The organism is Algoriphagus mannitolivorans DSM 15301 (assembly GCF_000429425.1).
GTDB lineage: Bacteria > Bacteroidota > Bacteroidia > Cytophagales > Cyclobacteriaceae > Algoriphagus > Algoriphagus mannitolivorans.
This window is the reverse complement of sequence record NZ_KE386902.1, coordinates 25340-51400: the sequence shown is the minus strand read 5'-3', so window position 1 is coordinate 51400 and position 26061 is coordinate 25340. Positions and strand designations below refer to the sequence as shown.

Annotated in this window: 22 protein-coding genes; 13 read left to right on the top strand and 9 right to left on the bottom strand. The window is 42.2% G+C overall.

Annotated elements, in window-relative coordinates; all coding sequences use genetic code 11:
- On the bottom strand, positions 1 to 956 hold a 956-nt coding region (locus tag G458_RS21990), incomplete at its 3' end, for a PKD domain-containing protein (RefSeq protein ID WP_245579289.1).
- Between the two features lie 528 nt (positions 957 to 1484).
- On the opposite strand from G458_RS21990, the gene G458_RS0117130 reads away from it, so the two are divergent.
- Both G458_RS0117130 and G458_RS0117125 read left to right on the top strand, forming a co-directional pair.
- A complete protein-coding gene (locus G458_RS0117130) occupies positions 1485 to 2909 on the top strand; it encodes an aldehyde dehydrogenase family protein (RefSeq protein WP_026952976.1) in 1425 nt (474 codons plus the stop codon).
- A 1-nt stretch (position 2910) separates the two neighbouring features.
- Positions 2911 to 3765 (top strand): alpha/beta hydrolase, encoded by an 855-nt coding sequence (locus G458_RS0117125; protein ID WP_026952975.1) that lies wholly within the window; start codon positions 2911 to 2913, stop codon positions 3763 to 3765.
- Between the two features lie 33 nt (positions 3766 to 3798).
- Here the strand turns inward: G458_RS0117125 and G458_RS0117120 are convergent, their stop codons facing one another.
- Together G458_RS0117120 and G458_RS0117115 are read right to left on the bottom strand one after the other, a co-directional pair.
- On the bottom strand, positions 3799 to 4032 hold the full coding sequence (locus G458_RS0117120; protein ID WP_026952974.1) for a hypothetical protein: 234 nt from the start codon (positions 4030 to 4032) through the stop codon (positions 3799 to 3801).
- Positions 4007 to 4609, bottom strand: a complete 603-nt coding sequence (locus G458_RS0117115) for an RNA polymerase sigma factor (RefSeq protein ID WP_026952973.1) — start codon at positions 4607 to 4609, stop codon at positions 4007 to 4009. The genes G458_RS0117120 and G458_RS0117115 overlap by 26 nt, the downstream gene beginning before the upstream one ends.
- A 333-nt stretch (positions 4610 to 4942) precedes the next feature.
- Here G458_RS0117115 and G458_RS0117110 point away from each other — a divergent pair, with 333 nt between their 5' ends.
- Both G458_RS0117110 and G458_RS0117105 read left to right on the top strand, forming a co-directional pair.
- Entirely contained in the window at positions 4943 to 5287 is a 345-nt protein-coding gene (locus G458_RS0117110) for a DUF3127 domain-containing protein (RefSeq protein ID WP_026952972.1), read from the top strand.
- A 36-nt stretch (positions 5288 to 5323) separates the two neighbouring features.
- Complete coding sequence (locus G458_RS0117105; RefSeq protein ID WP_026952971.1) at positions 5324 to 5779, top strand: hypothetical protein; 456 nt, start codon at positions 5324 to 5326, stop codon at positions 5777 to 5779.
- 47 nt (positions 5780 to 5826) lie between these two features.
- Here G458_RS0117105 and G458_RS0117100 read toward each other — a convergent pair whose 3' ends face one another.
- The 3 genes from G458_RS0117100 to G458_RS0117090 all read right to left on the bottom strand — a co-directional run bounded on the left by G458_RS0117100 (position 5827) and on the right by G458_RS0117090 (position 8735).
- Positions 5827 to 7398, bottom strand: a complete 1572-nt coding sequence (locus tag G458_RS0117100; RefSeq protein WP_026952970.1) for an Rne/Rng family ribonuclease — start codon at positions 7396 to 7398, stop codon at positions 5827 to 5829.
- A 182-nt stretch (positions 7399 to 7580) separates the two neighbouring features.
- On the bottom strand, positions 7581 to 8408 hold the full coding sequence (locus G458_RS0117095) for a tetratricopeptide repeat protein (protein WP_026952969.1): 828 nt from the start codon (positions 8406 to 8408) through the stop codon (positions 7581 to 7583).
- A gap of 18 nt (positions 8409 to 8426) precedes the next feature.
- Complete coding sequence (locus G458_RS0117090) at positions 8427 to 8735, bottom strand: HU family DNA-binding protein (RefSeq protein ID WP_026952968.1); 309 nt, start codon at positions 8733 to 8735, stop codon at positions 8427 to 8429.
- 145 nt (positions 8736 to 8880) lie between these two features.
- Between G458_RS0117090 and mutY the strand changes: the two genes are divergently transcribed.
- The 5 genes from mutY to G458_RS0117055 all read left to right on the top strand — a co-directional run bounded on the left by mutY (position 8881) and on the right by G458_RS0117055 (position 18214).
- A complete protein-coding gene (mutY, locus tag G458_RS0117085; protein WP_026952967.1) occupies positions 8881 to 9930 on the top strand; it encodes an A/G-specific adenine glycosylase in 1050 nt (349 codons plus the stop codon).
- Between the two features lie 43 nt (positions 9931 to 9973).
- Positions 9974 to 10432, top strand: a complete 459-nt coding sequence (locus G458_RS0117080; RefSeq protein ID WP_026952966.1) for a single-stranded DNA-binding protein — start codon at positions 9974 to 9976, stop codon at positions 10430 to 10432.
- Between the two features lie 73 nt (positions 10433 to 10505).
- A complete protein-coding gene (gldE, locus tag G458_RS0117075) occupies positions 10506 to 11855 on the top strand; it encodes a gliding motility-associated protein GldE (protein ID WP_026952965.1) in 1350 nt (449 codons plus the stop codon).
- Positions 11856 to 12249: 394 nt separating this feature from the next.
- The gene (gene gltB / locus G458_RS0117060; RefSeq protein ID WP_026952964.1) at positions 12250 to 16740 is read left to right on the top strand and encodes a glutamate synthase large subunit; all 4491 of its coding nucleotides are present in this window, start codon (positions 12250 to 12252) and stop codon (positions 16738 to 16740) included.
- Position 16741: 1 nt separating this feature from the next.
- A complete protein-coding gene (locus G458_RS0117055; protein WP_026952963.1) occupies positions 16742 to 18214 on the top strand; it encodes a glutamate synthase subunit beta in 1473 nt (490 codons plus the stop codon).
- A 104-nt stretch (positions 18215 to 18318) separates the two neighbouring features.
- Here the strand turns inward: G458_RS0117055 and G458_RS21115 are convergent, their stop codons facing one another.
- Together G458_RS21115 and G458_RS0117045 are read right to left on the bottom strand one after the other, a co-directional pair.
- Positions 18319 to 18753 carry a DUF4890 domain-containing protein gene (locus G458_RS21115; RefSeq protein WP_035468439.1) on the bottom strand — a complete coding sequence of 145 codons (435 nt, stop codon included), beginning with the start codon at positions 18751 to 18753 and terminating at the stop codon, positions 18319 to 18321.
- 84 nt (positions 18754 to 18837) lie between these two features.
- A complete protein-coding gene (locus tag G458_RS0117045; RefSeq protein ID WP_026952962.1) occupies positions 18838 to 20178 on the bottom strand; it encodes an NAD(P)/FAD-dependent oxidoreductase in 1341 nt (446 codons plus the stop codon).
- Positions 20179 to 20308: 130 nt separating this feature from the next.
- Here G458_RS0117045 and G458_RS0117040 point away from each other — a divergent pair, with 130 nt between their 5' ends.
- Entirely contained in the window at positions 20309 to 21016 is a 708-nt protein-coding gene (locus G458_RS0117040; RefSeq protein ID WP_026952961.1) for a YebC/PmpR family DNA-binding transcriptional regulator, read from the top strand.
- Positions 21017 to 21037: 21 nt separating this feature from the next.
- Positions 21038 to 21604, top strand: coding sequence for an inosine/xanthosine triphosphatase (gene yjjX, locus G458_RS0117035; RefSeq protein ID WP_026952960.1), 567 nt, complete (start codon positions 21038 to 21040; stop codon positions 21602 to 21604).
- A gap of 230 nt (positions 21605 to 21834) precedes the next feature.
- Here the strand turns inward: yjjX and G458_RS0117025 are convergent, their stop codons facing one another.
- Positions 21835 to 22824: a hypothetical protein gene (locus tag G458_RS0117025; RefSeq protein ID WP_026952959.1), complete on the bottom strand. Its 990-nt coding sequence runs from the start codon at positions 22822 to 22824 to the stop codon at positions 21835 to 21837.
- Between the two features lie 69 nt (positions 22825 to 22893).
- Here G458_RS0117025 and G458_RS21110 point away from each other — a divergent pair, with 69 nt between their 5' ends.
- Complete coding sequence (locus tag G458_RS21110) at positions 22894 to 23838, top strand: M28 family peptidase (protein ID WP_051287413.1); 945 nt, start codon at positions 22894 to 22896, stop codon at positions 23836 to 23838.
- A gap of 85 nt (positions 23839 to 23923) precedes the next feature.
- Positions 23924 to 25657 (top strand): chloride channel protein, encoded by a 1734-nt coding sequence (locus G458_RS0117015; RefSeq protein ID WP_245579288.1) that lies wholly within the window; start codon positions 23924 to 23926, stop codon positions 25655 to 25657.
- The last annotated feature ends 404 nt before the right edge of the window (positions 25658 to 26061 follow it).

The window sequence follows — 26061 nt, the reverse complement described above, 5'->3', positions numbered from 1 at the left end:
ATTTCGCAATCCCTAGGATCAACCGCTTTGATATAATAAGTACCAGATATAGTGACCTGATCTGGGTTTAATAATGCTATTGTCGCCTGATCGTCAGTCCAATAGGAAAATTCTAACCCCGGAGTCGAGCCTTGAGTCACAGAAGCCGCAGTTAAATCCACAGACCCAGGCTCACAAACAGCTGGAGGAGAGTTGATAGTCAGACTAGTTGGATCATAAACCATTACCGATTTGGTAATTTGTTTTGATATCCCCTGCTTGGTCACTGTTAATGTAACATTGTAGGTGCCAGCTGAAGCGTAGGTATAAGTTGGATTTTGAGAAGTAACCGGAGCAGATCCATCTCCGAAATTCCAAGAATAAGTCGAGGAGAAATTTGGGTCACCACCGGTAGATTTATCAGTAAATTGAACAGACCGATTGAAACAGTTTGTAACGAAATCGAAGTTGGCCACCAAAGGTGTATTTACCACCAATCCTGTTGGATTAAAGTAACATTGAGAATTTTGGAGTCTTGGTTCGCAGTTGCCATTTCCTGCATTACCAGTCCTCCAGGTCATATAAATATTTTTTATTTCAACTTTATCCCCAAAGTTCCATACAAAATCACTCAGATAATAAAACTCCCCGTCCTGAGTTGGAACTCTCTGACCTCCAAATAAGCAAAGAGTCCTAGTTGCTCCACTTTTTACGCCATTAATAAATACATCAAATTGAGCATATAAATTGAATGCGTTTGAGGTACTTCCCCCAAACTTGACCCAAATTTCACCTGGGACTTCATCATTAATATTTATTCCAGGGGGATCATAAGGTGAAGGAAATTGGAAACCGTTTTCATCCCGAAATTCAATAGCCGCAATATTAACGTTGTTTTGAGGGCAGCCTGGAGGATTAAGTGGATCGATAACTATCGGCACCTGCCCGATAATATTTCCCTGGGAAAACCCTGTCAATGGGAAAAGTAAACTGGCAGCCCAGAAAAATGCCAAAATAAAAAGACCAAAGAAGAAGTTGTTTCTTAGGATGCTGCTTCCTTGGAATCCACTTCGAGCCTTTTTGGTGCTGATTGGACAATTGGATAAAGTCTCCATATTAGATTTATTTAAAATTCTCGAGTTCGTAACCGGTTCTCTATAAAATTTTTCTTTTCAAACTCCTGGTAAAAGCTGAACTCCTTTCTCAAGAGTACCCCTAGTTCATGTTGTTTATTTTCAATTTCGAGACTTCTTTTGCTCTCATTGCTAAATATTCGCCATAAAAATACACTTTTATGTTGTTCATATCAAAGAAAAAATGAAATAAATTTTATTTGTAATGCATTTTTTTTGATATGAAACGGCTTTATAAGAGGGCAAACAGTAAAAAATTGCCTGTTTTTCAACTCAATGAAACCTGTAACCGATTGACTTCAATCAAAAAATCACCAAAGAATTGACACATCCTCATGAACCAATTAATATGCTTGTACATTGAAAAAAATTATGAAAACATTACTTAAAGAATTTTCAGACATATACGAAATATTTGATTTACAGCGATTTACAGCAAATCAATGGAGAACTTCGACTAAAAAAGAACGGTCGGATAGAATTCAAAAACTGGAAAATTGGATTAGCTCACATCGAAAAGAAATTCAAAATGCACTTTGGGAGGATTTCAAAAAGCCTCCTCTGGAAACTGATTTTTCTGAAATATATCCGGTGACTTCTGAAATCAACCATAATTTGAAAAATCTTGGGAAATGGATGAAAGCCAAGTCTGTGTCCACTCCTGTTAATATGCTGGGAACCAAAAGTATTATTATTCCTGAGCCCAAGGGTACTAGCTTGATTATTTCTCCTTGGAACTATCCTTTCAATCTAGCGATCGGCCCTTTGGTATCCGCTCTTGCTGCCGGGTGTACTGCCATAATCAAACCTTCAGAACTGACTTCTGCAACTTCGGCGTTAATCGAAAAAATGATCGGCGAGTTATTCAAACCAGAAGAAGTATGTGTTATGAATGGAGGCGTAGAAGTAGCTCAAGCTTTATTGGAATTGCCATTTGACCATATTTTTTTCACAGGAAGCCCTAAAGTGGGAAAAATCGTCATGGAGAATGCATCCAAAAATCTCAGTTCCGTTACTCTGGAATTGGGAGGAAAATCCCCAACGATCATCACGAAATCCGCCAATGTATCGGATGCTGCAAGAAAAATTGCCTTTGGAAAATTCGTCAATTGTGGGCAGACATGCGTGGCTCCGGATTATATCCTTGTCCATAAAGACCAGTACGAACCGCTTATTGCCGAGCTAAAACTTGCAATCAGGGACATGTACGATCCAAATCACAAGGGAATAGAAAACTCCAAAGATCTTGCTCGCATCATAGACCCAAGACATTTTGCAAGAATTAAAGGCCTCCTCCAAGATGCTCTCGAAAAAGGGGCAAAACTTGAATTTGGAGGTGGTTCAGTAGAAAATGAAAGATACCTCGAACCCACAATTGTCACAGGAATAAAATCAGATATGGAGATTTTCGAAGAGGAAATTTTCGGACCTATCCTTCCAATTATCCCCTTTGATACTATTCAAGAGTGCATTACTTTGATCAATTCCAAACCAAAGCCCTTAGCACTCTACATTTTTGATCAAGAAAAAGAGCATCAGGAGATCCTGCAAAAAACCAGTTCAGGAAATGTGGTAATCAATGACTGTGTGCTCCATTTTCTTCACCAAAATATTCCATTTGGAGGAGTCGGAAACAGCGGCTTAGGAAAGACTCACGGACATGCGGGTTTTTTGGCCTTTACACATGAAAAAGGTGTATTAAAGCAACGAATAGGCTTAAATAACGTCAGCCTCCTCAGGCCTCCTTACGGAAATGTTGCCAAAAAAATTGTAGATTCTTTGATCAAATGGCTATAACATGAAGACAAGATTTTTGACTTCCATTTTTTGGATTTTTTCAATCATACTTTTGGCTTCCTGCCAGAAAGATGCTGAGCCGGATTTTTTGGCGGCCAAGCAAATTCTTGATGAAAAATATGGAGTTGACTCCCGCCAATCCATGGACATTTATTTACCGGCAGGAAGAGATGAGAAATCCACTCCTTTGATGATCTATATTCATGGTGGTGGTTGGATCGATGGTGACAAATCAGAGTTTCTGGCCTTTAAACCGAATTTGGAAGAGTTATTCCCGGATTATGCATTTATATCCCTTAATTATAGGCTGTTTGATTTCGCGTCAGGTAGAAACCAGTTCCCCACACAGGAAGAAGATGTCAAAACGGCTTTGGGATATATTCAAAGCAAGCTTAAAGAATGGAAAGTATCAAATAATATGGTACTTGCCGGAGCTAGTGCCGGGGGTCATTTGGCACTATTACATGCCTACAAAAATGGGAATGAAAAATTTAGAGCAAAGGCTGTGGTAGCCTTTATCCCTCCGACAGATTTAAAAGAACTTCATAAGTTCAATAATCTCACCGGTTTGGCCCTAGAGGCTATCTTGGGAGGAAAACCAGAACAAATTACTCCAAAATACACCAGCTCCAGTCCTATAACTTTCATTAGTTCATCTAGCGCACCTACCATATTTTTCCATGGTGACAAAGACACGGTGGTTCCTTTGAGTCAAAGCATTTTGTTGGAGACAGTCCTAAAAACTTCCGGAGTAAACCATAAACTTATACAAGTGCCCAATCAAGGTCATGGATTTACTGCTCAGACTTATACTGAGCTATTGCTCGAAGCTAAAACCTTTATTAATGGGCTATAAAAAAACCCCGGCGTGCCGGGGTACCTTAGCGATTTAGACTTTTTGCAGTCCCGTAGAATGTGCCAACGATTTGATGGCATGTACTACTTTTTCCGAAGGAGTAAGGCGAACTTGATTGAGTTGCTCTATCGTGCTCAGCATTTCTACATATTCTTGCATCAGAGATTCATCGCTGTGCAAGGCCTGCATTAAGAGTTCTTGTTCTACCTCCGGCATTTCCTGATAGATATATCTTACCAGGTCATTTGGGGTAAATGGTTTTGTCATAGGCAATATTTAATTGTTTCATTTTTTTCCGAAGATGAATCAAAGCATACCGCATTCTTCCCAGAGCAGTATTGATGCTTACACCTGTCTGCTCAGCGATTTCCTGAAAACTCATTTCCAGATAATGCCTCATGATCAGCACCTCTTTTTGAGCCTCCGGTAATTCTTCAATCAACCTTTTGACCAATTCAATGGTATCCTCTTTGATTTGTCGATCCTCATGGGAGGATTCAGCAAACTGCAGAGAATTGAAGACATTGGACCCATCTTCCATTAAAATGGTGGGATACCGCTTCGCCTTTCTGAAATGATCAACAGCCAGGTTATGCGCTATCCGCGTAATCCAAGGCTGAAATTTCCCTTCTTCATTATACCGATCTGAATTCAAAGTATTCACCACTTTCATGAAGACATCCTGTAGGAGATCCTCAGCTGTTTTCTGATCCTTAACGATCAGAAATATTGTGGTGTAAACTTTACTGTGATACCGATCGACTAATAGATCAAATGCAGCTTCACTTCCATTTCGATATTGAGCTATCAACTCGCTGTCCTGAGGACCTAAACGCTTACTCATATTAAGTTGGTTTTTGAACAACGTAGAAGTTTATGCCATAGTATAGGGTTTAAAAGTTTTTTAGAAAGGTGATTGATTCGGTGAATTGTAGAAATGAGGTATTAATCTAAGAGTATTCCCGGCAATAAAACAACAGTAAATTTAAAATCAATAGAAAATTCCGAAATCTTCCGAAAAACAGACTTTCTTGAATTCAGATATAGCAATGAAATTGGCCAAGCATTGTGCCAAAAAATGTTAAAGACTCAACTCTACCGATTTTTGTCCTTTGATTTTCCCGGCAAAAGTCACCTCATATTAGTACATTCGTAGCTTGTTATAAAAATGTAAAAGATGGATTTAAGCGGAAAAGTAATTAATCAATTACAGGAAGTCAGTGGAAACTCAAAAAGCGGAAATGCCTGGAGAAAGCAGGAATATATCATCGAGACCGGAGGTCAGTATCCCAAAAAAGTCTGCGTTTCAGTATGGGGTGATAAAATTTACCAATTTGGGCTGAAAGTCGGTGAACAGGTTACTTTGGGAATCGATGTGGAAAGCAGAGAATACAATGGAAGATGGTATACCGAGGTCAAAGCATACAAAGTGGATCGTTCCCAAGGAGGATCAGGCCCAGCAATGACTCCTGATGTGGACAGCTTCTATTCTGAAAGTGAGGAAGACAAACTTCCTTTCTGATATTAATTCAATTTTCCTTTTTTAACTGATTTTTCAATGTGGGACGATTTTGACGAAGAAAACGACTGGGATAATGAGGGAAAGTATGATCCTGATTCTAACGGTGATCACTCTTTCTCTCATCCTTTGATGAAAAAGGCACATGAGATTGTGTCCTTGACCCATGCAATAGTGGGGAGCTTGGATGAAGCCAGAAAGGAACTGTATGGGGGAATCATGATGGGTGATGCCATGATCCTAGCAGCCAAATTTGCCGGAGCACACGGTGTGGATGATTATATCCTAAAAATGGAAAATGCCACCCTGATGAAAATCCATGCGCGCAGCCTGAGAACCATGACTTATCAACTTGCCATGGAGGAAACCCATGCTGAGGAGCATCTGCAATTACTAAGAAAAGAAATCGATGAATTTAAGCTTCTATTTGTAGAGTGGATCCAAACTTTTGACCCAACTGACCGATACGATGACGGCTGGGGGTTGTTTATCTAATTCAAAGTCTGATTGATCGGAAAAAATACCCATAAAAAAAGCGGGGCCTATTCGGCCTCGCTTTTTACTTTTAGTTCGATTTCCTCTCCAGATTCATCTAGGAATCTGTATTCCGTCACGGGTAGGGAAGAATCTTTGATCAGTCTTATCCATTTGAAGTACTTGAAAAACCATCTCACTCGAGGGCTAATCAGGCCGTGGGTGAAATATGCGTGCAGATAGGGATGCAGCCCGATGTGGATTTTGTCCACGTTTTGGATCGTTGCGATATGCTCCAGGTCTTTTTCCAGTTTATCCGCCACCAAAATTGAGGCTTGGATTTTACCGGTACCATTACAGGCGGGGCAAGTTTCTTTGGTCACAATATTGACCTCTGGTCTTACCCGCTGTCGGGTGATTTGCATGAGTCCAAATTTACTCAGCGGCAAAACAGTATGTTTGGACCTGTCAGACTTCATCTCCTGTTGCATCGCTTCGTAGATCGCCTTTTTGTTTTCGGCTCTTTTCATGTCGATAAAATCGACCACGATAATACCTCCCATATCACGGAGGCGGAGTTGTCTGGCAATTTCTTTGGCAGCAACCAGGTTGGTTTTTAATGCTGTAGATTCCTGGTCACTTTCTTGGTTGGACTTGTTGCCGCTATTTACGTCAATGACGTGCAGGGCTTCAGTATGTTCAATAATGACGTAGCCACCCTGAGGTAGACTGACCGTCTGTCCAAACAAGCTTTTGATTTGCTTCTCGATTCCAAAACTTTCAAATAGCTTGGCTTTACCGTTGTAAAGCTTGACAATCTTTTCTTTTTCAGGGGCTATTGTCCTGATGTAGGATCTGATCTGATCGTAAGTAGATTCTTCTTCTACGGTGATTGCGTCGAATGATTCATTGAGCAGGTCTCTCACTAGGGAGCTGGCCATACTCATCTCTCCGATTATTTTGTCCCGGCTTTTGGCTTTCAGCAATTTTTTCATGCCTTCTTCCCAATTATTGAGAAGATTGCGAAGGTCTTTGTCAAGTTCCGTCACGGACTGTCCTTCAGCGACTGTTCGGATGATTACTCCGAAATTCGCAGGCTTGATTGAATTGATAAGTCTGAGTAGCCTTTTTCTTTCATCACTGCTTCGGATTTTCTTGGATACATTGACTGTATCTGAGAAAGGAACCAAAACAAGATATCTTCCGGGCAGAGAGAGCTCGCAGGAAAGTCGAGGTCCTTTGGTTGAAATGGGTTCTTTGACGACCTGAACCAACACCTGATTGGTCTTGGATAGAATCTTGTCGATTTTACCGACTTTATCTATTTCAGGTTCGTTTTCAAAGCCTTTAAGCAGGTAGTTATTATAGTTGTTGTTTCTCACCATTTTGGAGAATTTCAACAAGCTATTGACATTCGGGCCTAGGTCCTGGTAATGAAGAAAGGCGTCTTTCTCATAACCCACGTCAATGAACGCAGCATTGAGTCCATTGACGATTTTTCGGACCGTACCCAGATAAATGTCCCCTACCTTGAACTGGTTTTCCATCCCTTCGGAATGAAGTTCAACCAGTTGCTTATCACTCAATAAGGCAATTCGACTTCCGTTTTGAGCAGAATCGATTAACAATTCCGTACTCAAAATCTCGTCTTAATTAATATGTAAATGAACGTAGGTGTAAAAACGGGAAAAGAAGAAGTGAATTACTTCTTCTTATGTCTGTTTTTTCTTAGTCTTTTCTTACGCTTATGAGTAGCGATCTTATGTCTTTTTCTTTTCTTACCGCAAGGCATAGTGTTTAGAATTTAGTGTGTAACAATAATTTATAGCTGGTCGAGATAGCCCTGAACACTTCCCAAGATCATCGGATCCTGAGTCATGCTTTTTACTGCCTCAAACTGAGCTTTCGCTTTGTTTTTTTCCTTGGCTTCAAAATAGCTCACCGCAAGGTAAAATTGCCCCTGAAGATTCCCCGGATGGTATTTTACCAATTCTTCGAATCTTTCGATAGCTCTTTTATACTGTCCGGACTGCATGGATAATACTCCCATGTTAAACAGACCGTCTTCGTTTTGCGGATCCTGCTCCAGCACTTCCCTCAGCATGGTAATACCTTGCATTGGATTGGAGGAGGAGACATAAGTCATTGCAATTTTTGTTTTCAAATCAAGACGTTTTGGATCTTTCTCCAAAACCTTAGTCAAGTAGAACCTTGTCTTTTCAGCCAGAGATTCTACCTTGGTTTTATCCAAGGCAAATGTAAAGGCTTCGTAACTGGATTTGCCTGCTTCTTCTGCCAAAAACATATTGTTTGGCATAAATTCCGCGGCAGCACTCCAATAGTACGCTGCACTATCAAACAGACCTTCCTCCTGATAAATTCCCGCAAGGACCTGAGCAAGCCCAACTTTCTCTTCCACCGTGGGAGCATTCAGAAAATTGTTTTTGAGCTGATCAGCTTGAGTTCTGTTTTCAGAAGAAAGCTCATTCCCATGCATCTCAGTTAGAGAAGAAGAAGGATTGGCGGAAGATTCAGATTCCTCCATTTTTGCTCCTGTCGAGTCATTGTCCACCACTACTTTTGGTAAAGCATAAAGACCGACAACAGCCAAAATTCCTACTGCAATGAGAATGAGCTGTGATTTTTTCATGTCAAATTAGCCCCAGACTTAGTCCTGAGGTGCAAGTTGCTTAATTTTCTTGCTGTTTTTGATCTTTTCTACAAACACTTTAGAAGGCTTGAAAGCCGGGATGTAGTGCTCATCGATCACGATAGCTGTATTTTTAGAAATGTTTCGGGCGATTTTCTTAGCTCTCTTCTTGTTGATGAAGCTGCCAAACCCTCTCACATAGATGTTGTCTCCATCAGCCATAGAGTCTTTTACTACTTTGAAGAAAGCCTCAATTGCTTGTGTCACATCATCCTTTTGGATTCCGGTTTTGTCGGAAATCTTGGTGATTACTTCTGCTTTTGTCACAGTGATTTTAATTTAGAAATTACGAAATAAGCTTAACAACCTATTAACCAAGTGTTTTTGGGACTGCAAATGTACGAGAACCAACGCAATTAAAAAACATATTCAAAAAAATTCCCTTGGTTTGTGGAAGAAAATTTTAACCCCCATGCCCCTAAAACAAACTGATAATCAAGCATTTTCCTATCAAATCATTCAATGGTATCGAGAGAATCCACGAGATCTCCCCTGGAGAAATACCTCAGATCCTTACCAAATCTGGCTTTCAGAAATCATTCTTCAGCAGACTCGAGTGGCTCAGGGCATGCCTTATTATTATGCCTTTACAGAAGCCTATCCTACCGTCAGGGATTTGGCATTGGCTCCTGAACAGGAAGTTCTGAGACTTTGGCAAGGCTTGGGATACTATAGTAGAGCGAGAAACCTCCACTTTTGCGCCAAATACATCTGGAACGAGCTCGGAGGAAATTTCCCCAGCACCTACGCAGAATTAGTCAAACTCAAAGGTGTCGGCAGCTATACTGCCTCTGCTATTTCAAGTTTTGCCTTCGGAGAAGCAAAGGCCGTGGTTGATGGAAATGTCTTTCGGGTCCTTGCCAGGTATTTTGGTATTTCCACCGACATCGCCTCTTCCTCTGCCAAAAAGGAATTTGAAGCCCTCGCCAATCAATTGATTCCCCAAGAAAATCCCGGAGAGTTCAATCAGGCTATGATGGATTTTGGATCGAGACAATGTGTTCCCAAAAACCCTGACTGTAGCATTTGCCCTCTTAATAGTGGTTGCTTTGCCAATTCCCAAAATCTTGTCCAATCACTCCCGGTGAAAATCAACAAGGTAAAAGTCAAAGAAAGACACCTCAATTATATGGTGATTCGCTGCAAGAAAGATTGGGTATGGAAAAAGAGAGGCTCAGGGGATATCTGGGAGGGGTTGCATGACTTCCCTCTGGAAGAAAATGTAGAATCTGGACTATTAGGAAATGTTTCCAAAAAAACAATTCCCAAAAAATACCGACACATTTTGTCCCATCAAAAATTGGAGGTACGGTTTTCGGAAATAGAAATACCTGAAGAAAACCGAAATAGCCTGAGCGAATGGTGTGAAAATGAGGGATACCTACTCGTTTCTGAATCAGAAATTGACTATTTGGCCAAGCCTAAACTGATTGTTAATTTTTTGAGGGATCAAGGGTTTTGAGTAACTTCAATTTTCAAGTTTTAGAAAAATAATAATTCAAGTTATGGCAGGAGTGAACAAAGTAATTTTAGTAGGTAATCTTGGGGCTGATCCGGAAGTAAAATACTTAGAAGGAGACAATGTGGTAGCAAACCTTCGCTTGGCTACCACGGAGGCATACAAGGATCGTAACGGCAACCGAGTAGAGCAAACCGAATGGCATGACCTTGAATTATGGGGCGCTCAGGCCAAAATTGCTGAGCAATACCTAAGAAAAGGCTCTCAAATTTTTGTAGAAGGAAAAATCAAATCCGATACTTGGCAGGACGAGCAAGGTCAAAATAGAAAACGTACAAAAATTCGGGTTTTAAGCTTCACGATGCTAGGATCACGACCTGACGGGGCTTCAAACCCTAACGAAAGTATGTCTGCTCCGGCTTCCAATACCTCCAAGCCAATGGGTCAACCACAGCCAAAACAGGAGATTGACTTGTCTGATACCGATGACGATTTACCATTTTAAATGATTTGAAGATTCCTCTGAACCTGATTTTCAGAGGAATTCTTTAATTTTGCATCAACATTTATTATTACCAATGGACGACCCCTACCCGAGTCACACTCTCCTTACTCAATTATCGGAGTTATCCCCAAGTTATTTTGCCATCAACGGGCTAGTCCTCATGTTTTTGCTTTTTTGCTCGGCCCTAGTCTCAGGTTCTGAAGTAGCTTTTTTTTCGCTTAGCAATGAAGATCTCGAAAACATCAAAGATTCTAACCCAGAATCCGGAAGAAAAGTAAGTCAACTTCTTTCCTCCCCAAAGAGGCTTCTAAGCACTATTTTGATCTTGAATAACCTGATCAATATCGCCATTGTTACCTTGACCACCTTTGTGACTTGGTCGATTTTCGGGACCAATGCCACGGGAATAATCATCATCTTGATTCAAACTGTAGGGGTGACTTTCGCGATCGTTTTCTTTGGAGAAATAGTCCCAAAAGTCTATGCCAACCAGGCCAAAATACCGTTTTCCCTAGGTATGGCCTCCATTCTGAGCTTTTTCTCCTCACTTCTTCGGCCTTTTTCTGCACTCCTGATGGCTTTTGGAAATGTCATCGAAAAAAGATTTCAAACCAAAGGCTATTCGCTCTCGGTGGATGAACTTAATCAAGCTCTGGAATTGACTACCGAAGACACTCCTGAAGATGAAAAAGACATCCTCAAAGGCATTGTAAACTTCGGGACGTTGACTGTAAAACAGGTCATGAAAAGCCGACTGGAAATCACTGCCTTGGATGTGGAAATGGACTTTCATGAGCTCATGGACCGCATCAATAAAAGCGGATACTCCAGAATCCCTGTATTTGAGGAAACTATAGATAATATTCTGGGGATTCTTTACATCAAAGATCTATTGCCCTACATCGACAGAGATGAAAACTTCGAGTGGAAGAATTTAATCCGGAAAAGTTTCTTTGTCCCAGAAAATAAAAAGGCCGATTCCCTGCTTAAGGATTTTCAAAAAATGAGAGTTCACATGGCCATCGTGGTCGATGAATATGGTGGCACTTCTGGCCTGGTGACTCTGGAAGACCTGATAGAAGAAATTATCGGAGAAATCAATGATGAATTTGACGATGCCAATGACTTTTTCTTTCAGGAAATAGATTCGGACACTTTTGTCTTTGAGGGGAAAGTATCCCTGAATGATTTTTGTAAAAAACTGGAACTCGACTCCCAAATTTTTGAGGAAGTCAAAGGAGAAAGCGAATCCCTAGGGGGCTTGTTATTGGAGCTAAATTCCAAACTCCCGAAGAACGGAACCAAGATAAAATTCGAAAATTTTGAGTTTACAGTGTTAGCTGTAGACGCCCGAAAGATCAAAAAGGTGAAAGTCCATATCCAATCAGAAGGTAAAGCTGGCGGAATCCTCTTTACGGACTGATGAGTTTATTTTTATTTTGAAAAATACAGCCTAATCAAAATTAAATTCCTTTTATTGGATTTTCCACCACTGGCTCATGGCCTTTTGAAGCAAAAAATGGTGAAAAAATTTTTTTACTTTTTTTTCAAGCCTTTTACTTTTACCCTGGTTTTCACATATTCCTGCTTTTATCTCAATTTATAGTTTCTTTTTTAACCAAAAATTCACTTTTTGACAAAAAATCAAGAACAAATAGATGTTTTTGAAAGCAAAATTTCATTTTATGAATAATCAATCAAACCGTATTTTATTCAACAATACTTCATTTTTATCGACTCTTTATTGCCTTTATTTTAACAAAGGAATTTTTTTTTGTAGTTTTTGGAAATTTTGAACCTATTAAATCCTATTTAGAATGCAGCAAGGTTTGTATCGGTCGGAGTTTGAGCATGACTCCTGCGGTATTGGTGCAGTAGTCAACTTGAGCAACACCCCCACTCATGAGACCATAAGCGATGCCTTATACATGCTTAGCAATATGGAGCATCGCGGAGGCCGTGGCTCTGACCCCAAAACCGGGGACGGAGCTGGTATTTGCATCCAGGTTCCTCATCAGTTTCTCAAAGACGTAACCGCTAGAACAGAAATCATACTTCCTGACCCTGGATTTTATGGGGTCGGCATGACGTTTTTCCCAAAAAACAAGCAGCTTTTCGAACGGTCAAAAGAGCTCTTGAATCAAATCATTGAAGATCTGGATTTTGAGTTGATCGGGTATCGAAAGGTCCCTGTGGATGAAACAGTTCCGGGCTCTGGTGCTTTGGACGTGATGCCCAATATCGAGCAACTATTCGTCAAGCATAAAAAAGGACTCACCGGAATCGATCTGGAGCGCAAACTTTATGTTCTTCGGAACTTTGCCACCTCGGAGATCAACGAAAAAATTCCAGGGGTGAACAACTCCTTTTATTTCGCCAGCTTAAGTGGAAATACACTTATATATAAGGGACAGCTGCGAACTGATCAGGTTTTGGCCTTCTACAAGGACCTTCAAAACCCTAGAATAGAATCTGCTTTTGCCATTGTTCACTCAAGATTTTCTACCAATACTTTCCCCAACTGGAGACTAGCACAGCCATTCCGCTTCCTGGCCCATAACGGAGAAATCAACACCATCCGAGGCAACTTGAACAAAATGAAGTCCAAGGAGGCCTTGATGAAATCCAAGTTCTTCACAGATGAAGAATTGGCCATGCTTATGCCGATTACCAATAAGCTGAATTCTGACTCCGCGAATTTGGATGCGATGTTGGAGCTCCTGACACTCAGTGGAAGGTCTGTTCCCCATGCCATGATGATGCTGGTGCCGGAAGCTTGGCAAGACAATCAGGTCATGGATCGGGAAAGAAAGGCCTTCTATAAATTCCATGCCTCACTTGTGGAGCCTTGGGATGGCCCGGCTGCCCTTTTGTTTACAGATGGTAAGTCCGTAGGGGCTACTCTTGACCGAAATGGTCTGCGCCCACTCAGGTATTTTATTACCAGAGATGAGCGATTGATTCTTTCTTCAGAGGCAGGTGCATTGCCATTAAGAGAAGCAACCATCGTGGAGAAAGGTCGAATCAGCCCGGGAAGAATGCTTTGGGCAGACTTGGAAAAAGGCAGGGTATTATTTGACGAGGAAGTGAAAGGCGAAATCTGCCGTCAGCAACCTTATGAAAAATGGGTCAATGAAAAACGAACCAAACTTCGATTTGTCCCTGATCCGGAGGATTTGACGCACCCCTACTCAACAGATAATATTAAAAAATGCCAGACGGTCTTCGGATATACTTCTGAAGAATTGAAAGTTGTATTGGCCCCTATGGGAGATGCTGGATACGAAGCTATCGGATCCATGGGTGCAGACACACCTTTGGCAGTACTTTCCAAGCAAAGCCAGCACGTATCCAACTACTTCAAACAGTTATTTGCCCAGGTAAGTAATCCTCCTATCGACCCAATTCGGGAACGTTTAGTGATGTCCTTGTTCACCAGAATCGGAGAAGGACACAATATTCTGGAGGAAAGCCCTGAGCACACCAAGCAGATCCATATTTCTCAGCCAGTATTATTGAATGAGGATTTGGAAAAAATCACCCGAATGGAGCATTTGGGCTACAGAACTAAAAAACTGTATGGACATTTCGTCGCGGATCATAAGCCCGGCAGCTTGCTCATGGCTATTGATAAACTATGTCAGGAGGCCGAAGATGCAATCCATGAAGGAAAAAATGTTTTGATTATTTCGGATAGATTCAGCGATGAATCCATGGCTCCCATTCCTTCTTTATTGGCAATAGGTGCTGTTCATCAGCATTTGGTTCGAAAGAAAATCAGAACACGCGCAGGTCTGGTACTGGAATCCGGAGATATCCGCGAAGTACACCACTTTGCTACCGCTATCGGATATGGAGTATCAGCGATCAACCCGTACTTAGCCTTAGAATCTCTTTTGGACATGTTCCAAAAAGGATTGCTTCCAAAAGTCAAAGATCAAAAGACCCTATTTTCCAATTATCAAGATGCCATTGGAAAAGGCCTATTGAAAGTCCTTTCCAAAATGGGAATTTCTACCCTGCAGTCTTATCAAGGAGCCCAGATATTTGAAGCCATTGGTTTAGGTCCTGAGGTCATCGACAGATGCTTCAAAGGGACAATCTCACGAATCAGTGGAGTGTCATTTGACGAGTTGGCAGAGGAAGTTTTGGCTAGACATCGGGCAGCACATTCTACCTCCACCCCTGTTTTGGAGACCGGAGGGGTATATCAATGGAAGAGAAGAGGGGAAAAACACATGTTTAACCCTGAAACCATCCATTTGCTGCAAAAATCTACCCGACTGGGAGATTACGAGCTTTATAAAAAGTTTGCGGCAAAAATCAACGAGCAGACTAAAGACGCATTGACGCTCCGGGGATTATTTGAATTCAAGAAAAGAATCAGCATTCCCTTAGATGAAGTAGAATCCGAAGAAAAAATCATGAAGCGTTTCGCTACCGGAGCGATGTCCTTTGGGTCTATTTCCTTCGAAGCGCATACCACTCTTGCCATCGCAATGAACAGAATCGGAGCAAAAAGCAACTCCGGTGAAGGTGGCGAGGACGAAATCCGATACGAAAGAAAACCTAATGGAGACTGGGAGCGATCTGCAATCAAACAGGTCGCATCTGGACGATTTGGCGTAACCTCCCATTACCTAACCCATGCAGACGAACTCCAGATCAAAATGGCACAAGGTGCCAAGCCGGGAGAAGGAGGGCAGCTGCCCGGCCACAAAGTGGACGACTGGATCGGTAAAGTTAGGCATTCTACCCCTGGAGTGGGATTGATTTCTCCACCTCCACACCACGACATCTATTCTATCGAAGATTTGGCCCAGCTGATTTTCGATTTGAAAAATGCCAATAGAAAAGCGCGAATCAATGTCAAATTGGTATCCCAGGCAGGAGTAGGAACTGTGGCTGCTGGTGTTGCGAAAGCGATGGCAGACGTAATCCTCATATCTGGGGCAGATGGAGGAACAGGTGCTTCACCTTTAAGCTCCATCCGACACGCAGGTCTTCCTTGGGAACTTGGACTTTCAGAAGCTCACCAAACTTTGGTAAAAAACAACCTCCGTAGCCGGGTGGTCCTACAAACCGACGGACAAATCCGTACGGGAAGAGATCTTGCCATTGCAACCCTTTTGGGTGCAGAAGAATGGGGCGTCGCGACCGGAGCATTAGTGGTCGAAGGCTGTATTATGATGAGAAAATGCCATCTCAACACCTGTCCTGTAGGAATTGCCACCCAAAATCCGGAATTGAGACAACTGTTTACCGGAGACCCGGATCATGTAGTGAATTATTTCAAATTCCTGGCACAGGATCTTCGCGAAATTATGGCATCCCTGGGCTTCAGAACTATCGATGAGATGGTCGGACAAAGTCAAGTACTTCAATCCACGGGTCACCTAAACCACTGGAAATGGGATAAAATAGACCTTTCGCCGATCTTCCATAAAGTGGAGGTTCCCGATCATGTCGGAATTCACAAGCAAATCGACCAAGAGTTTGAGCTCAAAAAAGTCCTAGACAGGCAGTTGATCAAGGCAGCAACACCAGCCTTGGAACAAGCCATTCAAGTCGAAGCATCTTTTCAAATCAAAAACACAGACCGCTCGGTTGGAGCCATGCTTTCCAATGAGATTTCCAAAATCTATGGGGGAGTAGGCCTACCGGAAGACACCATTCATTTCAAATTTACGGGTTCCGCAGGTCAGACCTTCGGCGGCTTCTTGGCCAAAGGGGTAAACTTTGAATTGGAAGGGGAAGCAAATGATTATTTCGGAAAAGGACTTTCAGGAGGAAGACTGATCGTTTTCCCAAGTAGAAATGCACGATTTGTCCCTGAAGAAAACATCATCATCGGCAACGTGGCCTTTTATGGAGCGACATCTGGCGAAGCTTATATCAACGGAAAGGGCGGAGAGCGATTCTGTGTGAGAAACTCCGGAGTAAAAGCCGTCATCGAGGGTATCGGAGACCACGGCTGTGAGTACATGACCGGGGGGTTGGTCATCAACTTGGGTGAAATCGGAAGAAACTTTGCCGCTGGGATGAGCGGGGGTATTGCTTATATCCTAAAAGACTACATCACGGAAATCAACCCGGAAATGGTGGACATTGACATTCTGGAGCAGGATGATTTTACCACCATCAAGACTTACCTCAAGCGTCATGTCAAACTGACCAACAGCGCCTTGGCCACCCGATTCCTAGAGGATTGGGAAAAGTCTAAAGAGAAGTTCATCAAGGTAATTCCTAGGGACTACAAGGCAGTATTGAAAAAAAGAGCAGAAGAACAAGCTAAATCACTGGTGTAAGATGGGAGCGAAAGAAGGATTTATCCAATTTAAAAGAGAAACCCCTGTAAGCCGGGATCCCAAAGAGCGGATCGGCGACTACAGAGAAATATATGAGCCGTTTTCGGATGAAAAACTCAATCATCAAGCGGCAAGATGCATGGATTGTGGCGTACCCTTTTGCCATAACGGCTGTCCACTCGGGAACGTAATTCCTGAGTTCAATGACGCCGTGTACAATCAAGAGTGGGAACAGGCGATCAAAATTCTGAGAAGCACCAACAACTTCCCGGAATTTACGGGACGTATTTGCCCTGCCCCCTGCGAGGCAAGCTGCGTACTGGGAATCAACAAAGATCCTGTGGCCATTGAGCTAATTGAAAAAAACATTGCCGAAAAAGCCTACGAGCTGGGTTTAATCCAAGCCAACCCTCCCACTAAGCGAACGGGAAAAAAGGTGGCTGTCATCGGATCTGGACCAGCTGGACTCGCTGCTGCTGATCAATTAAACCAGGCAGGTCACGAGGTCACCTTATTTGAAAAAGACGCTAAAGTCGGGGGTTTGCTTCGCTATGGAATACCTGATTTCAAATTGGAAAAGTGGGTCATCGATAGAAGAGTAAAGCTGATGGAAGAGGAAGGAGTAATTTTCGCCACCAATACTGAGATCGGAAAAAATGTAAAGGCTGAAAACATTTTGGCCAATTTCGACGCAGTCGTCCTTTCCACTGGAGCTAGTCAACCTCGCGGCTTGAACATCAAAGGTGACCAATTCAAAGGCGTCCATTTCGCCATGGAGTTTTTGGGAAAACAAAATCAGGTGATTGGAGAAGAAATCCCTGAGAACCCCATCTCTGCAAAAGGCAAAAATGTGATTGTCATTGGTGGAGGTGATACCGGAAGTGACTGTATCGGCACCTCTAATCGGCATGGCGCAAACTCAATTACCCAATTGGAGCTATTACCAAAACCTCCAAAGCAAAGAACGGTCTTAAACCCTTGGCCAGAATGGCCGATGACGTTGAAAACCTCCAGCTCTCACGAAGAAGGCGCAGAGCGAATGTTCTCCATTTTGACTAAGGAGTTTATTGGAAATGAAAATGGAGAAGTGACCGGCCTAAAGCTTGCCGATATCGAATGGATAGAAAAAGGAGGCCGGATGACATTCGAAGAAGTCCCGGGCTCTGAAAGAATAATTCCATGCGATTTGGCCTTTATTGCCATTGGATACTTAGGTCCGGCACAAAATGGGCTTTTAGAGTCCTTTGGGGTAGAAACTATGGAAAACACACTTCCAAAATCCAAAAATTATCAAAGCAGCAATCCAAAAGTGTTCCTTGCCGGAGATATGAGAAGAGGCCAATCCCTGGTGGTTTGGGCTATTTCCGAAGGTAGGGAAGCAGCTGTAAAAGCTGATGAATTCCTAATGGGAACCTCGAATCTTCCAAGGAAGGACGAATCGTTCTTCCAGGTGGATGAGCAAATCGCGGGCTAGCGCCAAGAACTTTCCTGTGGAAAGTCCCTGGCACATCCAATAGTACCCTGTTTAGTTGACCCACCTGCGATACAGAAAGCCACCCAAGGGTGGCTTTCTTCATTTTAATTATTTCCTCCTCGAGGTCCACGCCGAATTTCACTTCGGTCATGTACTTGACCTCCCGGCCTTCTTTGATCTTTGCGATCCAGTTTTATTTCTTCCCACTGCTTACGTTGCTCTTCAGTAAGCACCTTTTTGATTTTCTCGTCCTGAGCATTCATTTCAGATTGTTTGGCCTGGCGCTCTTCCTTATGGGCTTCCATTTCCTTTTGGCGTTTGGTGGCATTTTCCAAGTTGATTTGATAAATCTCCTTTTTTTGAGCCTCAGTTAAGCTGAGTTTTTCAGCCATTCTATCGGTCATGGCTTGAGCTCTCTGTTCTGGAGTTTGAGGTGCTCTTTGCTCTCTGTTTTGAGGATTTCTCGGTTGTTTTTGCTGAGCGGCTACACCTAGAGAGGTAAATACTAATAGGGCGGCGGCAATCATCCACTTTTTCATGTTGTTATTGGTTTTGTTTCGTGGATTAGACCCAGGCTATTGGGGCAGGTTTAAAGTCCCGCTTCTAAAAGAATGTTAAATACCTCAATCCTCTGTCTTTTCCTCTATCAAATCCTTCCTTTCAGAGGAACGCACATATTTTGGTTTGATCAATAGCCTCAGACTAGGATCAAAGCTAAGGTAGTTCCAAGACCAGTCCAGAAAAATGAAAAGCTTGTTTTTTACCCCCAGAATAGCCATCAAATGAACAAAAAGCCATGTCATCCAAGCGAAAAGTCCCTGAAATTTCAGAAATGGAAGATCCACCACTGCCAATTTCCGTCCAACGGTGGCCATCGAACCCAAGTCCTTGTATTTAAAAGGCTGCATTTCCTTTCCCTTCTGAATTCTAATCAAATTCTTAGATAAGTTTCTGGCCTGTTGAATTGCCACCTGAGCCACCTGAGGGTGACCTTTTGGAAGAGTACCTGAACTTACCAAACATTGATCTCCTAGGACAAAAATCCCTTTAGTGCCAATCAATTCATTATACTCATCGACAAGCATCCGTCCATTTCCGGCATATTGATTATCTGAGAATCCCGAGATCCGGTTGGGCTTAATGCCCGCTGCCCAAAGCAAGGTCTCTGTTTGAATAGAATCTCTTCCTTCCAATCGGACTACCTTACCATCATAATCCAAAACACGGGTTTTTAAAAACACTTCCACTCCAAGCTTCTCCAAATATTTCCTTGCATGATCCTGAGCTTTCAAAGACATGGCTGACAGCAAACTTGAACCGGCTTCCACCAAAGTTACTTTCATGTTTTTGAAACTGAGCTCTGGATAATCTTTGGGAAAAACATTGTTTCTGAGCTCGGCCATGGCACCGGCAAGCTCCACCCCTGTAGGACCTCCGCCTACAATGACCACATTCATCAAAGTTTTGCGGTCTTCTTCTCGCTCCAGATTAATGGCTCTTTCATAGTTAGAGATGATCTTGTTTCGGATGTAAAGGGCCTCAGAGACTGTTTTCATTGGAGAAGCGTAATATTCGATGTTTTTTGCACCGAAATAATTGGTGTCTGCACCCATAGCCAAAACCAAAAAGTCATACTCCACAAAGCCAATATCCGTGTAAAGCCTTCGTGAATTAGAGTCCACTTCCTGAACCTCCGCCATTCTAAAACTCACATTTCGGGTATTATGGAAAATTTTCCGAAGGGGAAAAGATATAGCCGATGGCTCAAGCCCGGCCGTCGCCACCTGGTAAAAAAGGGGTTGAAACTGATGGAAATTATTTTTGTCCAGCAAAATGATCTGAAAACCGGAATTCTTAAGACTTCTTGCCAACTGAAGACCTGCAAACCCAGCTCCAACGACCACCACTTTGGGAAGGTTGAGCTTGGGAAGGTTTGGGATGGGAGTGTATTTGGAGTATGCCATAAAAAAAAGAGCTTAATAGCTACACGTAATTTTATGCCTCAGGTCTGGGAAAAGTCAGGAAATGTGTAGGAGGGTATTTTCCCCAAACTCAAAAGAATTGTTATTTTTGGCGACCTCAAAAAGTAAATCCATGGGAAGAGCATTTGAATTCCGAAAAGAGCGAAAATTTAAGCGTTGGGACAAAATGTCCAAAGTATTTACCCGCCTAGGCAAAGAAATCGTCATGGCTGTAAAGGCTGGAGGTCCTGACCCCACTTCCAATGCAAAACTCCGCACCGTAATCCAAAACGCCAAAGGTGCTCAGATGCCAAAAGACCGGATTGAAGCAGCCATCAAGCGGGCATCCAATAAGGATGAAAAGGATTATGAAGAAATCGTCTATGAAGGCTACGGGCCTTTTGGGGTCGCTGTAATCGTTGAGACCTCCACAGACAATACCAACAGAACAGTGGCTAATGTCAGATCCTACTTTACCAAAGCTGGAGGATCACTGGGCACTTCCGGCTCGGTAAGCTTTATGTTTGACCGCAAAGCCGTGTTCCGCTTTGCTAAGGGAGACTATGACATGGAAGAACTGGAACTGGAATTGATCGATGCCGGCTTGACCGAAATTGATGAAAACGAGGGCGAACTTTTCGTGTACACAGAATTTGAAGATTTTGGCACGATGCAAAAGGCACTGGAAGACAAAGGCATTGATTTAATCTCTGCTGATTTCCAAAGATTTCCAACCACCCTTACAGAGCTTACTGAGGAGCAGGAAGAAATCATCAATAAGCTGATTGACCGTCTGGAAGAGGACGACGATGTAAACCAAGTATTTACCAATATGGCCTAGATTTTCTAGGCCCCTCCCTTGATGCAATTCAAAAGAAGACAAAACATCCAGAGTTCTGACAAGCTGTTGGTACTGGTAGGAAGTAAGAATCCGGTAAAAGTTCAGTGCGCAGAGAATGGCTTTATCCAAGCTTTCAACAGACCCTTTTTGGCTGAAGGAATTAACGCACATTCCGGAGTTTCTGACCAGCCAGTAGGAGACCAAGAAACACTCTTAGGTGCTAAGAATCGGGCAAAACACGCCCAGGAAATCTTCCCAGAAGCAAATTTCTGGGTAGGGATCGAAGGCGGTGTGGATCAGGATGAAAACGGAATGTTCGCCTTTGCTTGGATTTATATTCTTGGACAAAACGGAAAACATGGCCAAGCTAAAACCGGTACCTTCTATTTGCCTAAGGAAGTCACCAAGCTTGTAAAAGAAGGCATGGAACTCGGCAAGGCAGATGATTTGGTCTTTGAAAAGGACAATTCCAAGCAGCAGGGCGGGTCAGTCGGCATATTGACTCATGGAGTAGTCAATCGGGCGGAATACTATCAGCAAGCCGTGGTATTGGCATTAATTCCGTTTTTGAATACAGAGCTTTATTAGTACAAAATCATTAAAAATTAGATTTTTCCGAAAGGCTTTATGATTATTTTCTTTAAAGAATAGGAAAAATAAAAAAAATACTTTTTCTTTAGGTGAAGCATTTCACATCCTTTAAAATGCATTTCAAACAAAAGTAAAAGTTGTTCTAATCATCCCACCCTAAGTAATGAAAACCTCCACTTGGAGGTTTTTTTTATGGTCTGTGATTCACGTAACTAATGAGTGTAAGATTAGTTCTTCTTTAGGTTTTCCAAAAAATCAGTCAATGCCTTCCTCCAATCCGGATTGGCATCCCAGACAGGACCGATGTAAAGTTCATCCCTTACCAAGAGTTTGATATAATATTTGACGACAGTCAAAGACCCTTCTTCACCTTTTATCGGTTCCAGCCCCATACTAGCCATCAAATCGGACTGTCGGCCTTCCACTTTCACCAGCAGAAATTGAACTCTATTCTGAATAAGCTCTTGATTGGTTTTGGCTTCTGTCAACCATTCAATCTGATGAGGATAATTGGATTCGAAAATGGACTGAATCTGGGTTTTCTGAGCATTTTGCTCTGCCAAAATCGCTTCTTGGGACTTTCCAAGCAAGTCATATCGGTAATAAGACATCAATCCCGTGGCCGCCGAAGATCCTTCCAGTGGAATCCCGAGTTTGAACACTTCAAGATTTAATGGATTTCGGGGAATAAACTTCTGCTCAGATTGAGCTGTCTCCTGACTGCTGATTTGAGGAAACTCCGCCACATCAATAACCAGTAAATTTTTGGAAGGTTTAGATTTCCCCCTCTCTGCCAAAATGGATCCTGCTTCATTCCAATCCCTTCCCGACACACCATATAACGAGGAAGAGGATATCAGACGGGCGTCACCGCTGAAGGCTCCTATGTGAATGCTCAGATTTGATATTTGACGGGTTACAAGGATTATGTTTTGAATTTTTCGCTGCTGAAAAGCTGCTGCGAATGCAGCTTGTCTTGCTTCAGAAAGCACCACTTGCTCCAATTCAAAATATCCAACAGGATCTGCTCCAGCCTCCACCAAATACGGATGCACGCTATCTGCAAGAGCTCTCCAGGACAACACCGGTCTGGCGCCCGGGTCCGTGGAGATAATCACCACTGATTTTCCATTTAAGAAACTCTCTGGCAATTGGCCTTGAGACTGGCCATTAAGTATGAATGAAAAAAATAAACCTAGCGAAAGGATATATTTCATGGAATTTGCTGGGTAAGACTTTAGGCTTAGTAATTTTACGAATATACATAACGATTAATGTAACACCAGATGTGCTTTAAATTCCTCAAAAATCTATTTGCCACAGTACTTTTCCTGATTTGTCTCCCGAGTCTCGCTCAAAAAATAGACGAAGACCGCTTATTGAAGCACTTAGAATATCTTTCCTCTGATCAATTGGCCGGTAGAGCCACACTCAGTGAAGGGAGCCAAAAAGCCAAAATCTACATCCTGGAAAACCTAACCACGCTAGAACTGGTCGAGCCTTTATACCCGGACTTTATCCAATACTTCTCCTTCGAAAATACCCGTCGCAAGCAGGTTTATGAAGATGCTGCCAATATCGTGGCCTTGATCCCAGGAAGTGAAACCAACAAAGTAATCGTCATCACAGCTCACTACGATCACGTGGGTGTAGGAAGAGTGAATGCCGAGGGTGATTCTATTTACAATGGAGCCGATGACAATGCCTCTGGGACTTCCGCTCTTTTGGTATTAGCAGATTATTTTTCGAAAAATCGACCAAAACATTCCATCGTTTTTGCAGCGCTGGATGCTGAGGAACTTGGTCTGAGAGGAGCTAGAGCACTATTAGAGGACTTCCCCTATCCTATGGAGCAAATCGTCCTGAACGTAAACATGGATATGATATCCCGAAATGACCAGAATGAGATTTTTGCTTCGGGAACTCATTACAACCCTTACTTGAAAGACATTCTCGAAAAAGCCGCTGCTAATTCAAGCCCCACCTTAAAATTCGGACATGATATTCCGGGAACAGGCAGAGAAGACTGGACCAAATCTTCTGATCATGGCGCATTTTATGAGAAAAAAGTACCTCACATCTATTTTGGCGTAGAGGATCACCAAGATTATCATAAACCTTCGGATGAATTCGGAAATATTCAGCAAGAATTTTTCATCAATTCAGCCAATTTAATTCTGAAATGCATTCTGGCTCTGGATCAGGAATTGCTTCAATCGGAGAAAAAGTAATCACTAACCTTTATCTTGTAAAAAAAACGCTGGTTTGGCTAAAAATGATCTCATCACCAGACTCTTAATCTGGAGGCTCAAAAACATGAGCAATCAGGCCTTTATTCTGATCTTAAGCGGATTGATCGGGATATTTTCGGGTTTGGCGGCAGTAATTCTAAAATCGGCTGTACATTTTATCCAGCGTTTTCTGACAGAAGGATTCTACACTGAGTATGCCAACTTCATGTATATCCTCTATCCCCTCATAGGGATCACAGCAGCTTATCTAATAGGCAAGTACCTTTTAAAAGATACAGGTGGGCATGGAATTCCGGATGTACTTTTTACCATCTCAAAAAACTCTTCTCTAATCCCCAGAATTAAAACTTACAGCAGGGTCATCACTTCCTCCCTCACTGTAGGATTTGGAGGCTCTGTGGGTTTGGAGGCTCCCATGGTAGTGACTGGATCTGCAATAGGTTCAAATGTAGGGCTTTTGATGCACCTCAATGCCAAAAAAAGATCCTTATTGATTGGTTGTGGGGCGGCCGGTGCCATTTCGGCGATCTTCGGCGCACCTATCGGAGCAGTAATATTTGCCATTGAAGTAATCCTCATGGAGATCAGCATCTCCAGCTTTATCCCCTTATTGATTGCGTCGGTGATGGGTTCACTGACCTCCATGATTTTAATGGGCAAGGAAGCCCTCTTTAAGTTTAATCTGGTGGAATCCTTTAGTGCCAGCCATATGCCCTATTATTTATTGCTGGGAATTTTTTGTGGAATCGTCTCCCTCTACTTTTCAAGAATGGTCCGAAAAACCGAACACTTGATGGAAGACTTGGGAGACCAATGGATGAGATTATTGTATGGAGGAGCATTTTTGGGCTTTATGGTTTTCTTTTTTCCACCCATTTATGGTGAAGGATACGACACTTTAAATCTCCTTATCGACGGAGAACCCGACAAAATCCTTGAAAAAAGTCCTTTCTTTTCTTCCTTTGAAAACCCAGTCTTAATTATTGGCTTTTTGGCTTTGATCATTTTGCTCAAGCCAATTGCCTCTGCTGTAACTATTGGGGCTGGAGGTAGCGGAGGGATATTCGCCCCTTCCTTATATGTTGGGGGTATATTAGGATTCCTTTTTGCCTATTCTAAAAATCTTCTGGGTTTTCACATCCCTTTGCCTTTGGCTCATTTTACACTTGTGGCCATGTGTGGAGTCATGGCAGGAGTTCAGCACTCACCCTTGTCTGCGATATTCCTTATTGCAGAAATAACTGGAGGATATGAGCTCTTCATACCCCTGATGTTTGTATCCGCCATTTCCTACACCACCACTACCTATTTCCAAAAGGAAAGCCTTTACAAACTACAGCTCAAAGACCAGGGAAAACACCTCCCAGAATCCAAAGATCAGGAATTACTCGATGCCATTAACATTACCCATGTCATTGAGAGGGATCTGCTGCCCATCCACCCAAACTCCAAACTTGGAGACTTGGTGAAGCTGGTGAAGATTTCGAAGCGTAATATTTTCCCAGTGGTGGATGAGCATAAGCACTTAAGAGGAATCATCACTTTGGATGACATCCGGGAAATCATGTTTGATGTAGAAAAGCAAAATTCTATTCTAATTCATCAACTGATGCACAGTCCCCCTGAAATCCTATTAGTTACTGAAAATATGCAATCTGCCATGACGAAGTTTGAAAAATCAGGGGCATGGAATCTGCCGGTAATCGATAATGGACAATATATTGGCTTTGTTTCTAAGTCTAGGATATTCAACACATACCGCAAAAGACTGCTCCGTCAGAAGCAAGATTTGGGCTGATTTAGAATAATATTTGGAATTCGGATTTTTCCACTTTTTTACACATCCCTCTTGTAAAAAATATCAACTTAGCTTTGATTATCCACAAAAACATCTTTTTCAATATGTTATTATTTCATTGATTTTCAATTGCTTAATGGGGCAATGTTGAAAAGTGTGGATAAATAATTGAATTTGTGGATAAATTTTTCTTGCGTTTTTTAATGCTCAAATGGAGCCTCCTAAGGCCTTTTTTCCTTCTGGGCTTTTTAAAATTTTTTTAAAATTAACCCCACGAAATCTCGGCTTGATTTTTTCCAGTTTTGAAATATTATTTGGATTTCGATTTTTTTTGAAGGATATAAACCAACAATTCGAACAAAATCAGGTTACCGGAAAAAAAATCTTGAAATAATATAATTTTA

Excerpts from the sequence above, each read along its gene's own strand:
- G458_RS0117130 (WP_026952976.1), top strand. The coding sequence starts at position 1,485 with ATGAAAACATTACTTAAAGAATTTTCAGACATATACGAAATATTTGAT.
- G458_RS0117125 (WP_026952975.1), top strand. The coding sequence starts at position 2,911 with ATGAAGACAAGATTTTTGACTTCCATTTTTTGGATTTTTTCAATCATA.
- G458_RS0117120 (WP_026952974.1), bottom strand. The coding sequence starts at position 4,032 with ATGACAAAACCATTTACCCCAAATGACCTGGTAAGATATATCTATCAG.
- G458_RS0117115 (WP_026952973.1), bottom strand. The coding sequence starts at position 4,609 with ATGAGTAAGCGTTTAGGTCCTCAGGACAGCGAGTTGATAGCTCAATAT.
- G458_RS0117110 (WP_026952972.1), top strand. The coding sequence starts at position 4,943 with ATGGATTTAAGCGGAAAAGTAATTAATCAATTACAGGAAGTCAGTGGA.
- G458_RS0117105 (WP_026952971.1), top strand. The coding sequence starts at position 5,324 with ATGTGGGACGATTTTGACGAAGAAAACGACTGGGATAATGAGGGAAAG.
- G458_RS0117095 (WP_026952969.1), bottom strand. The coding sequence starts at position 8,408 with ATGAAAAAATCACAGCTCATTCTCATTGCAGTAGGAATTTTGGCTGTT.
- mutY (WP_026952967.1), top strand. The coding sequence starts at position 8,881 with ATGCCCCTAAAACAAACTGATAATCAAGCATTTTCCTATCAAATCATT.
- G458_RS0117080 (WP_026952966.1), top strand. The coding sequence starts at position 9,974 with ATGGCAGGAGTGAACAAAGTAATTTTAGTAGGTAATCTTGGGGCTGAT.
- gldE (WP_026952965.1), top strand. The coding sequence starts at position 10,506 with ATGGACGACCCCTACCCGAGTCACACTCTCCTTACTCAATTATCGGAG.
- gltB (WP_026952964.1), top strand. The coding sequence starts at position 12,250 with ATGCAGCAAGGTTTGTATCGGTCGGAGTTTGAGCATGACTCCTGCGGT.
- G458_RS0117055 (WP_026952963.1), top strand. The coding sequence starts at position 16,742 with ATGGGAGCGAAAGAAGGATTTATCCAATTTAAAAGAGAAACCCCTGTA.
- G458_RS21115 (WP_035468439.1), bottom strand. The coding sequence starts at position 18,753 with ATGAAAAAGTGGATGATTGCCGCCGCCCTATTAGTATTTACCTCTCTA.
- G458_RS0117045 (WP_026952962.1), bottom strand. The coding sequence starts at position 20,178 with ATGGCATACTCCAAATACACTCCCATCCCAAACCTTCCCAAGCTCAAC.
- G458_RS0117040 (WP_026952961.1), top strand. The coding sequence starts at position 20,309 with ATGGGAAGAGCATTTGAATTCCGAAAAGAGCGAAAATTTAAGCGTTGG.
- yjjX (WP_026952960.1), top strand. The coding sequence starts at position 21,038 with ATGCAATTCAAAAGAAGACAAAACATCCAGAGTTCTGACAAGCTGTTG.
- G458_RS0117025 (WP_026952959.1), bottom strand. The coding sequence starts at position 22,824 with ATGAAATATATCCTTTCGCTAGGTTTATTTTTTTCATTCATACTTAAT.
- G458_RS21110 (WP_051287413.1), top strand. The coding sequence starts at position 22,894 with ATGTGCTTTAAATTCCTCAAAAATCTATTTGCCACAGTACTTTTCCTG.
- G458_RS0117015 (WP_245579288.1), top strand. The coding sequence starts at position 23,924 with ATGAGCAATCAGGCCTTTATTCTGATCTTAAGCGGATTGATCGGGATA.